Below are 12241 nucleotides of genomic sequence, written 5' to 3'. Positions count from 1 at the left end.
CGAAAATGCAGCACCCAAAAAGGATGATCTGATGTTGTCCGCCATGTAGCGGCGAGACCCCGCCGATGCAAATATAAAGATATCTTTATATGATACGTATTCAGATCCGATTGAGCCCTATAATAAGTTGCGATACTGTGGCCCTGAACAGAGTATTGTTGCGCTGCGACCTACCGGTGGAGGATTTCATCTACTGCTAGTTCCCGAGAACGCTGTACCGCTTGGCTGGTTATTAAAGTTGACCAAATTGAACACGTTTCCAGCGGTTGATGGTTGCACCCCGGCGACACCGCCTTATGTCAGACAAACAGTTTTCAAACTAAGGACATTACCCCATGACAATATCTGTAGGTGACACACTACCCGACGTAAAAATGGTCAAAGCAACCGCCGAAGGGCCAGAGCAAGTGCAATCAAGCGAGTATTTCGCTGGTAAGAAAGTTGCACTCTTCTCCGTCCCGGGTGCGTACACGCCGACATGCTCCGCCCGTCATTTGCCGGGATATGTCGAAAAAGCTGAAGAACTGAAAGCTAAAGGCGTAGACGAAATCGCCTGTACTGCAGTGAATGACGCATTTGTCCTTGGCGCTTGGCAAGGAGCCAACAATGCTGCGGACGTCACGATGCTGGCTGATGGCAATGGTGATTTTGCTGAAGCAGTTGGCCTGACAATGGACGGCTCGGGCTTTGGTCTGGGTCAGCGCGGTCAGCGTTTTTCTATGGTAGTCAACAACGGCGTTGTTGAACAACTGAACGTGGAAGCGCCCGGCGATTTTTCCGTCAGCAGCGCTGAACATATGCTTGGCCAGCTATAACGCGCAGGCATTCTACTAACAAAAAGGGCGTCGCCACATATGCTGTGGCGACGCCCTTTTTGTACATAATGATGTGCCGTTAATAGCCCATCAGGCTAAGCACTTCCTTACGGCTACGCTGGTCTTCCAAGAATGTGCCCATCATCCGGCTGGTCACCATGCCGACGCCAGGTGTGCGAACGCCGCGGGCTGTCATGCAGGAATGCTGCGCCTCTATCACGACTGCAACGCCCCGGGGTTCAAGATTCTCCCAGATGCAATCCGCCACTTCCGCCGTCAGGCGCTCTTGGACTTGCAACCGGCGGGCATAGCCATGCAGCACCCGCGCAAGTTTTGATATTCCAACCACCCGATTGGTCGGCATGTACGCAATACAGGCCTTACCGATGATCGGTGCCATGTGGTGCTCGCAATGCGAATGGAACGGAATGTCTTTCAGCAAGACCAATTCTTCATATCCACCCACCTCTTCAAATACGCGCGATAGGTGAATGGCTGGATCTTCCGCATAGCCTTCACAATATTCAGCCCAAGCGCGCGCGACACGCTTGGGTGTATCGAGCAGCCCTTCACGCGTCGGGTCATCGCCGGTCCATTCTAACAATGTGCGGATTGCATCTTGGACCTTGTCCGGAACGGGCAGCTTGCCCCGTGCTTCTTCTTCTTCAGGGGTAATCAAGCTGCTCATCAGTAATTCCAATTTCAGTATGCGAAACAAAACGCGCCAAAGCGTCTAGCTCAGGCGCGGTTTGTTATAAATGGCATTCATGCAATTTAGTTCCAAAGCCAAAACGGATGAAGGCTTGTCATTCCTTGGCGTCGGAAGCAGCTTCAGGGGTCACTTCGGCATTTTCCAGCTCGGCGTTTTTTCGTTTCTCGAAGATTTCTGCCATTTGCCGCTCGTCCTCTGCCGTCAGCTTCTCCTCAAATTCGGGGAAGTGGTCATCTTCCTCTTCCTCGATATGGTGCAGATAATCATGCTTCACCTGTTTGAACTTTTGCAGCCAAGCGCTTGACGACATATCTGTCGCGGCGAGATCATTTAACGCCTCGTCCAATTCTTGGTGCTCGGCAACCGAGTGCCGCGTTGCGTCAGTCGTATCTGGCTTGCGCAGCATGGTTGAGTACACTGCCTGTTCCTCCGCCGCCGCGTGGCTTTTCACATCTTTGGTGAACTTCTCAAACAGTGTACGGCGTTCTTCCGTATCACCGGAGGTATCTTCGATCTTTGTCAGCAGGTCGCGATGTTGATCGTGGTCTTGTTTCAGTCGGTTAAAAATTGCTTCGGCTTCAGCCATTGGTGGGCCTTCTCCTTTTGTGTTGCTTGATGTCTAACCAATGTAACACCTGGCCAAAGGTTCCGAAAAGGCGGCAATCCAGCCCCGCCGCTCAATCAACGAAAGCGCTCAGAGCGGTCTCAACAGTCGGCAGCAAAACAAAAAGCCACCTCATGAGAGATGGCTTTTTAATGGCGCACCCGGAAGGATTCGAACCTCCGGCCCCCTGATTCGTAGTCAGGTACTCTATCCAGCTGAGCTACGGGTGCGCTTGAAGCGCGGCACATAAGGGGGAGTGCGAAGCTTGGCAATCCCTTATCCGTTAGTTTGTGCAAACAACTGTTCTGCAAGCACCACATCAAGGGGCGGCTTCGGCAGTGCCGCGATCTCATTTGGAGAAAACCAGCCAATCGCCCCACCTTCCAGCGATTGAATTGTACCGGTCCAAGAATCAGAGATGTAAAGAAATATAACAAGCGGAGGGTGATCACCGCCCCCTTCGCTTTGTGCTTGGGCGACTGCTGTTAGACCGCCGGCGTCAATGGTGACCCCCAGCTCCTCCATAACCTCTCTAACCAACGCATTTTCGCGGGTTTCGCCGGTTTCTACCTTGCCGCCGGGGAACTCCCACAGCCCGCCATGATGTTTGTTTTTTGGGCGCCGATGCATCAACCAAAGTCCGGTTTTTCCCGCAATTGCAGCTGCCACAACTTCGATCCGTGTCGGGATTTTTTCCAAACTGCGAGCCCTTCTCAATCAATTCTTAAGGGTTAGCAGCGAAAAGCCAACTCGTCAGTCACGATTAGACAGATGTGGGGAATCGAATTGTCACAGTTTCTAAAAAAGCTTCTGTTCGATGATTCGGGAGCCACAGCTATCGAATACGGGCTGATCGCCTCTTTGATTGTCATCGCGTCGATTGGCGCGTTTGACGCCGTAGCCAATGAAAATACCGGAATATGGGCTGTGGTTTCAAATAAGGTGGGTAGCAATTTGAACTAACGACCAGTCCTTTGGGCCTCGGCCTTTAGGAAATTGTCAATGAGTTACCACTATTCCGAATATCACTCCTCTCGGTTCGTCCCGGGAAGAGACGGGTAAAAAAGACTGAACCAGGAGACTACAAATGAAATTCTTCAAAACTTTGATGAGCGACGAGCAAGGCGCAACTGCAATTGAGTACGGCCTTATCGCTGCTCTTATCGCTGTTGCAGCTATCACTGCAATGCAGGGCCTCGGCAACGAACTGACAACCACATTCTCGACTGTGTCGACGAAGATGGGTGAATCTAACACTGTCGATTAATCGATAGTCGTTTGACCAATAAAGAAGGCGGTGAGAGCAATCTCACCGCCTTTTTTGTGTCTGGATACTCAACCAGAAGCGATCTAGCGGGCGCGGACGACCACTTTCACTTTCTGGCCAGCTTGCAACTGATCGGTTGAGGTCAAAGCGTTCAGCACGCGAAACCGCTCCACCTTCGCTGAGGTGTACGCCATGCGATTCGCCAGTGATTGAATTGTGTCACCACGTTTCACTGTCACAACATCAATCCGGCGTGGAACAACCGCAGCCGCTTCCTGTTGGGAAATACGCCGCATCGAATTGAACATCGGTGTAAAGGTGCCAGATTGACCAGCCTGGCTGATTGTCATGAAGTGAAACGCTTTGCTGTTGGAAAACTCGTACGCGTAAACAACGACATCAACCGAACTGTTACCATTGTTTACACGCGCCGTTCCAACCGCTGTTGGCAATCCGTTGACCGTGGTCCGGCGCACGCTCGATGGTGCAAGCTGTTGCTTGTCACCGCCCAGAGCGGTGAACACACTACGCACATAGCTATCCAGATTGCCGCTATACGGCCCGGTGCTCATCTGAGCCTTTCCGCTCTGGCCGTTAATGGAAACGGCACGCGTCCCATTGACCATGTAAAAGCCCTGCGGGGCGGTAAATGCCAGGCGCAATTCCGGATGCAAGAACTGATTCCCCTCGATAACACCCTGTTTCGGGTCGTCCCCGTAAATCAGACCGTCGATCCGGGTCAGGAATGTATCGCGATTAAGCGTTCCGACACCTCCGGCTGCCTTCGCTGCCGCCGTCCGAACACGCGATGCCGGATCCGGGTGGGTAGAAGCCCATTCAGGCACCGATGCATTGTTCCTACCTTGCAATCTGGCGTCTAGCGCATTTTGCGAGGCGAGGCTCGCCAACACAGTGCTCATGGCGTTTGGATCATATCCGGCTTTCGTCAGATATTCGATCCCAAGTTCATCCGCCTGAATCTCCTGACTGCGTGAGAACCGAAGTGTAAGAAGTTGAGAACCTTGCAAAAAACCATCTGACAGCGATTTGCCAATCTGGCTGTCGCCCAGCAATACACCCGACAGAATCGCCCCTGCAGCACCCAAAATACTGTTTCGTTGAGAGCGCGACTGCCGCCGCTGAGAATGGCGGGCGGCAACGTGGCCAACTTCATGTCCAAGAACACCGGCAAGCTCGGCCTCATTATTCATCAATGCAACCAATTGGCGCGTCGAGTAAATGTATCCGCCGGGAACCGCGAAAGCGTTATTTACAGAGCTATTAAGCAACGAGACGGTGAACGAACTGCGCGCATTTCCCAAGCCGGACTGAACAGCAATGTTTTTACCGACAGATTCAACATAGGCTGACTGCGGCCCGGTATAGGTTCCGCCAAATTCCTGCAGCAGCTGCGGATGGAACTCAGCCCCTTGCGCGGCCTCGCTTTGTGTAATCGGGGTAGAGGCGCTGGGGATATCACCGCCCATGCAACCTGACAAAGCGATTGGCAGCACAGCAGCGGATATAAGGGCGAGAGACTTGCGACGCATGGGATACTCCGGATTAAATTTACCCCAGCCTTGAACAGCCGGAATTTAACCGGATCGTAGCATTTTTGGTGAGCAAGCCAACTGGTCGCCTGTAAAGTATCGTAGAGTTGGCCTCACACCGGCGTCAGTTTGACCCGATTTGCAAGAATCTTTCATCCCGCATCTGGCGCAGTTCTTTTACCGACAGCTTTTCAAGAGCATCCAGCTCCTCACCAATCGCTCTGGCCAAATTCTTGGCAGCTTTTGCAGGATCACGATGGGCGCCGCCGACCGGTTCCTTCACAATGCGGTCGATCACGCCCAACTTTTTGAGATGTTGCGCGGTGACTTTCATCGCTTCTGCTGCGTCAGGTGCTTTTTCTGCCGTTCGCCAAAGAATGGAGGCGCAACCTTCAGGTGAGATCACCGAATATATCGCGTGTTCAAACATCAAAACGCGTTCAGCGCTGGCCAATGCCACGGCTCCGCCAGAACCACCCTCGCCCACAATCGTTGAGACCATCGGCACGCCCAATGCCAAACACGCTTCGGTAGACCGCGCGATCGCTTCTGCTTGACCGCGCTCTTCTGCTTCTACGCCAGGAAAAGCGCCGGATGTGTCGACCAAAGTAACCACAGGTAATCCGAAACGGTCGGCCAATTCCATCAAGCGGATAGCTTTACGGTAGCCTTCGGGCTTACCCATCCCGAAATTGTGCTTCAGACGGCTTTCGGTGTCGTTGCCTTTTTCGTGGCCGATCAGAACAATCTTGCGGCCATCAAGTTTCGCAAATCCGCCGAGAATCGCATCATCATCGCCGTAATTACGATCACCACCCAGCGGCATGAAATCGTCAAAAATATGCGTCACAAAATCACGGAAATGTGGCCGGGCAGGATGGCGGGCAACTTGTGTCTTCTGCCAAGGCGTCAGAGACGCATAGGTGCTCGCCACCAAATCGGCGCTTTTGTCTTCAAGCCGTTTGAGTTCAGCTGAGATATCGACATCATCACCCTCAGCCGCAGATCGCAGCTCCGCGATACGCGCTTCCAATTGGGCAATGGGTTTCTCAAATTCGAGGAATGAAATCATGGGAGTGCGCTAGTCCTAACTCTGCTTCTGGGCAAGAGGATGCTTTTGATTCACCAGTTCTACCAAGCGGGCGCTGTCGACATGGGTGTATATCTGTGTGGTCGCAATATCTGCATGACCCAGCATCGTCTGAAGCGCGCGAAGATCTGCTCCGCCCTCCAACAAATGCGTCGCAAACGCGTGTCGTAAAACGTGCGGGCTGATTCGTTCCGGTGGAATCTCCGCCCGAACAGCCAGCTCTTTGAGCATCTGATACAGCCGAATCCGGGAGATGTGCTTGCCGCGTGACGGGAACAGAAATTTCGGCCCGGCTGGCCGGACGGCTAGCCAACGGGCAAGCGCTTGCTGGGCACGCCCGCTAACAGGCACCATGCGAGCCACCCCGCCCTTACCGGTCACAGTAAGAAACGGCGCATCGCGAGGCACGGCGGACAGCGGAAGCGAGACCAATTCGGTCGCCCGTAAACCCGACCCGTATAATAGCTCCAAAAGGGCAAGCATCCTGACGGGCCCCGGCAGTCCGGACTCCGCTTCCCGCTCGGCACAACCGAACAAAGCAGCGACTTGATCATGCGATAGGATTTTTGGCAGAGGCCGCCGTGTTACCGGCCGCGGAATCGCCGGAGAGGGATCATCCTGCCGAATACCTTCGTCAATCAAAAACCCAAAAAACTGGCGCAGCGCGGATGCCTTCCTAGCAGCGCTGGAAGATGCCAGCCCCGCCCACGCCGATCCCAAAGACGCCAACTGGTCGGTAGTAGCTGCGGCGAGATCGCCCAAATACTCGTCCGCACCCTCCAAATCCCGGCGATATGCAGAAATCGTGTTGGAAGCAGCGCCCCTTTCGGCGGCTAACATCGCCAAAAACTCTTCAATCTGGGCGGACATTACGGCCTCATAACGAAATGCCGTGTTGCCTCACGCCCGCGCCACCGCTTCCGCTGCAATCATCCGCGCTTCAGCAGATAGGCCGACTTGGTTCAGCGCAGCGACAATAAAATACAGATGACGGGGTGTCATTCTGTCCCAACTATCACCTTGCATTCCAACCCCTGCCAAAAATGCCACCAACGGGGCGTTGTTGGCATTTGCTGCTTGGGAAATAAGGTCGCTCCAGCGGCTTTGCGTGTTGAGCTTGATCGAGAGTGTGTCTGCAAATTCCAACGCATCGCTACGCTCGATCCGGTCAAGCCCTGCCAGACCGGCCAAGAACATTTGCGACTTGCGATACTCCTCGCTCTCATCCGCGCTGTAGAAGCTATCGAACTGGGCAGATGAGACAGGGTTGTTCCGGCTTGGCTGAGCCAGAACCAGCAACGCCCAACCTTCCCCGCCTTGCGGAGCAAAAGGCGCCCAGGTCAGGGCATCAGCATCCAACCCGGCGGTCAGCATTGACGCGATCAAGTCTGGAGCATCTTCGGTGAAAGCCTCGCTTGGCGGCATCCGGGCCGCGGCATAAGCGGTCAAAACCTGCCTGGAATAATCAGTGGTTTCCACCCCCCAAAGCTCGCGCATGGCAGCCATTCGTGCGGCAGGTTCTACACCCACATAGGCTTGACGCAGCCGAGTAGCCGTTGTCGCAATTTCAGCCAGTGTTCCGCCGCGCGCTAAAACTTCGCTGTAAAAACCCACCGCTGCGGATGAAGAGAACACCCCTTGCTCTATTGCAAGGTCTACGCCCGCCGCCCGCTGGCTAAGCGGCAATGCAGGATTGAGGGCAGCAGATTTCTGATAATAAGCGCTCGCTTCAGTGAGTAGCCCGTTGGGAATATCCGCACCCACGGCAGTTGCCAACGCAAACCGCCACGGGTTCAATTCTTCAACCCCTTCCCATTCCAGATTGATCGCGCGCCGTCCGCGCCCGGCCGCTCCGGCATAACGCTGCGCCAGAAGCACATCGATTTCCGGCGCGATTTTATTGCGGAAGGCGCGGTTCAAATTCGCCTGAGACCGCGAACCTTGCCCCAAATATGCGTAGCAAATGGATTGAAGCATGGTCCATTGCGGATCTTCACGCTCCCCGCCTTTGATCTGCACAACGGGACACGCACCGACGATGTCAGACGTTGCCAAGTAGGCTTCCAATGCAGCATCGGTCAGGCCGTCATTCCAATTGCCAGTATCAACATCCTGAACCAGAGCGCGGGTCGCGCTATATTCGCTCATCGCGTTGAGTGCTTTGGCTCGCAAAGCGGCAAATTCTGCCGGGTCCATCGTTGACGGAGCTGTTAAACGACTGGCCAGCGCACGGCGCAGCATAATATGCCCCCACCGCGAGACCATTGGGCCTTTGATACCGTTTAAGGCAGCTCTCACTAAAGAACCCGGTTGATTGACCAGCGCCCCGGCAGGCAAGCCGCCTTCGGTAGAATCCAATATGCCCACCCGCTCCATTGATCTGCGGGCGGCAGCGGGCATGTCAAACTTGGGCTTTAGCCCAAGAAGCTCATCCAGCTCATCAGGATTAAGCTGTTCCAATTCCGCAACGGAAGGAAGGCCGCGAACAGTCGCCGACGGTGGTGGTGCCCCCCCTTCAGGCGCCGCCGGGATTGGCTGTATCACTGGAACGCTGGTGCTGGGTGCCGGCGGCCTGACGGTTGGGCTGGAGATGCTTGGCCCGGGTGCTTGCGTCTGTGCCGGGGGTGGCGGCGGAGCGCGTGTCGGGGTTGGCGTTGGTGCCGGATCATCGAAGCCGGGCGGTAAGAGCGATTCTGGCGCATCCTGCGCCACAACCAATGTCGACCCTAAAGCCAATGCTGCTGTGCCTATCAGCAAAATCCGTTTCATTGTGCAGGCTCCGGCATTGGAGGAGTTGAAGACCCGGGTTGCGCAACAGGCTGCGTGATTGGTCGCAACGGTTCTTCACCGCCGTCAAACCAGGCAATTGCCAAAATCAGCATAACACCAATACTTGCTATCAAAATCATCCGCTTTCCGGACATATACAAACGACCTAAGGGTTCAAAACATCATATTCACTGCGCTGGGCAGTTGCACGCCGCCTAGCCCATCTATAGGCGGTGCGGCAATGGATGATAATAGCGCCTCCCGGAACATGCAGCAATTGACCGACAATGATATCCCCGCAATCGCGCGACGGATCAATCGCCCGATAGTATTGGTCGGCTTGATGGGAACGGGAAAATCGACCGTGGGCCGGAAGTTGGCCGCCATGATCGACAAGGACTTTGTCGACGCTGATGAGGCGATTGAAGATGCAGCCCAATTGTCTATCGCTGAAATGTTCGCTCAATATGGCGAACCCTATTTTCGTGATGGGGAACGCCGCGTCATTGCCAGATTGATGGATGAACGCAGCGGCGTCATCGCGACGGGCGGCGGAGCATTCATAAACGAAGAAACGCGGGCGCTGATACTGGACCAAGGCATTGCAGTCTGGATTGATTGCGAAATCGACATTTTGGTAGAGCGCACTGCCCGTAAAAATACCCGCCCGTTGCTTCGCGATGGCGATCCGAAAGAAATTTTGACGAAGCTCCACAAAGAGCGCGAACCTTTCTATTCCCAAGCGCCCATTCGCGTGAACAGCAAAAATGGGCCACATCACGAAACCGCAATGGCGATAATCGAGGCAATTGACCGATGGCTGTAATCCCTGTCTCTCTCGCTGGGCGCTCCTATGAGGTCTTCGTCCAACAAGGACTGCTAGATGATATAGCTGATCATGCGGCCGCGTTCCTGCGCAAAACGACCGTTGCCGTCGTAGCGGACAAAAATGCCCGGCTCCATCACGGGGAACGCATTGCTGCCTCGCTGAAGGCAGCTGGTCACGAAATCGTCTGGTATGATATCGCATCTGGCGAACAATCCAAAAGTTGGACAGAGCTGCAAAAGCTTACTGATTGGCTGCTCGCCAACAACATCGAACGTGGCGATCACGTTTTGGCGCTTGGTGGCGGGGTTGTTGGCGACCTCACCGGATTTGCGTGCTCAATCCTGAAGCGGGGTTGCGGCTTTATCCAGCTGCCAACTACTCTGTTGTCCCAAGTGGACTCATCGGTTGGCGGGAAAACCGCTATCAATACAGCGGCAGGTAAAAACCTGATCGGCGCCTTTCATCAGCCCGCCCTCGTCTTGGCGGACACGGCGACCCTGCTGACTTTACCAGACAGAGAAATGCGGGCTGGATATGCGGAGGTAATCAAATACGGTATTCTGGGTGACCTAGGCTTCTTCGACTGGTGTGAACAGCACGGTTCAGAAGTGGTTGCCGGCGACAAAGCTGCCTTAGAAACCGCCGTTTCGCGCAGCGTAGCGGCAAAAGCCCGTATCGTTGCAGAAGATGAGCGCGAAACAACCGGCACGCGCGCGCTCCTGAATTTGGGGCATACATTCGGTCACGCATTGGAGGCGGAGACGGGATATTCTGACCGCTTACTGCACGGTGAAGGTGTCGCGCTTGGTATGATCCTCGCTGCACGATATTCGGCGCGGCTCGATTTAATCTCAGCTGAAGATGCTGAGCGCGTAACGCGCGCTATCGAGAAGTCTGGTCTGCCTTGCGAAATATCATCACTCGGCCTGGCCTGCGATGGTGCCGCCTTGGTTGACCATATGCGCCACGATAAAAAGATGGATGCAGGCACTCTGCCCTTCATTTTGCTGCGCAGCATTGGTGCAGCATTTTTGCATCATGATGTATCGCTAGATGACGTCGCGGTGTTTTTGGATGAGCAATTGCACGGCAATTGACGAAACCAAATTCGCAGTGAATGCTGCCCAGCATGACCCAGTATATCGACCTGTCCATTCCGATCACAAATGACGTGATTTCCGATCCGCCTGTCATGCGCCCGCAGATCGAATATGTGACGCATGAGAGCAGCTGGGAACAGATCGCAATGTTCTTTCCCGGATTGGAGAAAGAGGATTTGCCCGATGGCGAAGGATGGGCGGTAGAGATGCTGCAATTGTCCACGCATAATGGCACCCATATGGATGCCCCGTGGCATTATCATTCCACCACCGATTCCGGCGCGCGCAAAGCACCGAGTATAGACGAAGCCCCGCTTGATCGGTTTCTGAGGCCCGGTGTCAAACTCAACTTTTCTCACTTGCCGCATGGTCATGTGGTGACAGGCGGTGAAGTGGAGGCAGAGTTGGACCGGATAGGCTATACTCTCAAGCCGCTTGATATTGTGCTGGTACAGTCAGGCGCGATTTGCGGGACCGAGAACTTCACCGATCAAGGCGTGGGCCTGGGCGAAGAGGCTACACTTTACCTGACACAGCGCGGCATCGAGGTTGTCGGAACAGATGCGTGGAGCTGGGATGCACCCTTTAGCCACACGGCCAAACGATGGGCGGAAACGCGTGACCCCAAGATCATTTGGGAAGGTCACAAGGCCGGACGGATCACCCCCTATTACCAGATAGAAAAGCTGACCAATCTTGCTGCCCTGCCCGATCATGGTTTTACAGTTAGCTGTTTCCCTGTGAAAATCGAAAACGCCAGCGCCGGTTGGATCAGAGCAGTGGCGATGGTTGGTTAAAACAAACGCGACCCATCCGGTACTTTCACATCAGGCGCGAACATCACCACTTCGCCCTCGCCATCTGCGAAACCCAATGTCAGGACTTCAGACATTGCCGGGCCGATTTGGCGTGGCGGAAAATTGACTACGGCGGCGACTTGCCGGCCAGGCAGTTCATCAATCGGGTAATTCGCAACAATCTGAGCGCAGCTTTTTTTACGGCCAATCACTGGGCCAAAATCAATCAGCAATTTGTAAGATGGATTACGCGCCTCTGGAAATTCCTCTGCGCTCACAACTGTGCCGATCCGGATATCGACCTTAAGAAACGCGTCAAAGGTGATTTCATCACCCTCTGGAGCATCGGGGGAATGGCTCAGATGCATAAGTGCCCTTCTTAAAGCGTTGAGCGACGAGCTTTAGCCTTCGGCTGTTACGCCAACTCTAACCTTCTTGGCTGCCAATTGGGAGCGGCGTGACATTGCCAGCCAACTGTTGGCCATGTTCTTGCGCAGCCTTGCTTTCCAGCACCATTTTATCGTGCTCGCTGAAAATCCGTTCTACTTCAGCCCTGCGTTCCAACAACATCACGGCGATACCAGGGGCCAAACTGTCCCCATCACCGATGCGGCCTAGCAAAGCCGCCAAATCGCTTTGCGTGGCTTCTTCAGCAGTTTTGAAATAATGCCCTTTTGCGTCGAAAAATGCGATCCCTTGATGTGCCAT

General features: G+C 54.4%; 15 protein-coding genes and 1 tRNA gene. 6 read left to right on the top strand and 10 right to left on the bottom strand.

Annotated features, from left to right (window positions below):
- The first annotated feature begins 335 nt into the window (after positions 1-335).
- Positions 336-815 carry a peroxiredoxin gene (locus HKD42_RS03735; RefSeq protein WP_170010421.1) on the top strand — a complete coding sequence of 160 codons (480 nt, stop codon included), beginning with the start codon at positions 336-338 and terminating at the stop codon, positions 813-815.
- 79 nt (positions 816-894) lie between these two features.
- On the opposite strand, the gene folE is transcribed toward HKD42_RS03735, so the two are convergent.
- The 4 genes from folE to HKD42_RS03715 form a co-directional block, all read right to left on the bottom strand.
- Positions 895-1503, bottom strand: coding sequence for a GTP cyclohydrolase I FolE (gene folE / locus HKD42_RS03730; protein ID WP_170010419.1), 609 nt, complete (start codon positions 1501-1503; stop codon positions 895-897).
- Positions 1504-1621: 118 nt separating this feature from the next.
- Positions 1622-2113, bottom strand: coding sequence for a hemerythrin domain-containing protein (locus tag HKD42_RS03725; RefSeq protein WP_170010417.1), 492 nt, complete (start codon positions 2111-2113; stop codon positions 1622-1624).
- 171 nt (positions 2114-2284) lie between these two features.
- Positions 2285-2361 (bottom strand) — tRNA-Arg (locus tag HKD42_RS03720).
- A gap of 46 nt (positions 2362-2407) precedes the next feature.
- Entirely contained in the window at positions 2408-2830 is a 423-nt protein-coding gene (locus HKD42_RS03715; protein WP_211483485.1) for a (deoxy)nucleoside triphosphate pyrophosphohydrolase, read from the bottom strand.
- 72 nt (positions 2831-2902) lie between these two features.
- Between HKD42_RS03715 and HKD42_RS13495 the strand changes: the two genes are divergently transcribed.
- Entirely contained in the window at positions 2903-3094 is a 192-nt protein-coding gene (locus HKD42_RS13495; RefSeq protein ID WP_246236705.1) for a Flp family type IVb pilin, read from the top strand.
- 124 nt (positions 3095-3218) lie between these two features.
- Positions 3219-3398, top strand: a complete 180-nt coding sequence (locus tag HKD42_RS03710) for a Flp family type IVb pilin (RefSeq protein WP_170010415.1) — start codon at positions 3219-3221, stop codon at positions 3396-3398.
- Positions 3399-3481: 83 nt separating this feature from the next.
- Here the strand turns inward: HKD42_RS03710 and HKD42_RS03705 are convergent, their stop codons facing one another.
- The 4 genes from HKD42_RS03705 to HKD42_RS03690 all read right to left on the bottom strand — a co-directional run bounded on the left by HKD42_RS03705 (position 3482) and on the right by HKD42_RS03690 (position 8807).
- Positions 3482-4948, bottom strand: a complete 1467-nt coding sequence (locus HKD42_RS03705) for a M48 family metalloprotease (RefSeq protein WP_170010413.1) — start codon at positions 4946-4948, stop codon at positions 3482-3484.
- A gap of 124 nt (positions 4949-5072) precedes the next feature.
- Positions 5073-6020: an acetyl-CoA carboxylase carboxyltransferase subunit alpha gene (locus tag HKD42_RS03700; RefSeq protein WP_170010411.1), complete on the bottom strand. Its 948-nt coding sequence runs from the start codon at positions 6018-6020 to the stop codon at positions 5073-5075.
- Positions 6021-6035: 15 nt separating this feature from the next.
- A complete protein-coding gene (locus HKD42_RS03695; protein ID WP_170010409.1) occupies positions 6036-6908 on the bottom strand; it encodes a tyrosine recombinase in 873 nt (290 codons plus the stop codon).
- A gap of 30 nt (positions 6909-6938) precedes the next feature.
- Positions 6939-8807, bottom strand: coding sequence for a hypothetical protein (locus HKD42_RS03690; protein ID WP_170010407.1), 1869 nt, complete (start codon positions 8805-8807; stop codon positions 6939-6941).
- A gap of 241 nt (positions 8808-9048) precedes the next feature.
- Between HKD42_RS03690 and HKD42_RS03685 the strand changes: the two genes are divergently transcribed.
- From HKD42_RS03685 to HKD42_RS03675, 3 genes are read left to right on the top strand one after another with little or no spacing between them, the layout of a single operon-like run.
- Positions 9049-9633 carry a shikimate kinase gene (locus tag HKD42_RS03685; protein ID WP_246236703.1) on the top strand — a complete coding sequence of 195 codons (585 nt, stop codon included), beginning with the start codon at positions 9049-9051 and terminating at the stop codon, positions 9631-9633.
- Complete coding sequence (aroB, locus tag HKD42_RS03680) at positions 9624-10733, top strand: 3-dehydroquinate synthase (protein WP_170010405.1); 1110 nt, start codon at positions 9624-9626, stop codon at positions 10731-10733. The genes HKD42_RS03685 and aroB overlap by 10 nt, the downstream gene beginning before the upstream one ends.
- Positions 10734-10765: 32 nt before the next feature.
- On the top strand, positions 10766-11533 hold the full coding sequence (locus HKD42_RS03675; protein WP_170010403.1) for a cyclase family protein: 768 nt from the start codon (positions 10766-10768) through the stop codon (positions 11531-11533).
- Here HKD42_RS03675 and HKD42_RS03670 read toward each other — a convergent pair.
- Together HKD42_RS03670 and HKD42_RS03665 are read right to left on the bottom strand one after the other, a co-directional pair.
- Complete coding sequence (locus tag HKD42_RS03670; RefSeq protein WP_170010401.1) at positions 11530-11901, bottom strand: tRNA-binding protein; 372 nt, start codon at positions 11899-11901, stop codon at positions 11530-11532. The two genes, HKD42_RS03675 and HKD42_RS03670, sit on opposite strands and share 4 nt — an antisense overlap.
- A 58-nt stretch (positions 11902-11959) precedes the next feature.
- On the bottom strand, positions 11960-12241 hold the full coding sequence (locus HKD42_RS03665; RefSeq protein WP_170010399.1) for a hypothetical protein: 282 nt from the start codon (positions 12239-12241) through the stop codon (positions 11960-11962).

It is taken from the genome of Pontixanthobacter rizhaonensis (assembly GCF_012972675.1).
GTDB classification, from domain to species: Bacteria; Pseudomonadota; Alphaproteobacteria; order Sphingomonadales; family Sphingomonadaceae; genus Pontixanthobacter; species Pontixanthobacter rizhaonensis.
The sequence above is the reverse complement of the archived record's forward strand: the minus strand, read 5'-3'. Positions and strand labels throughout refer to the sequence as shown.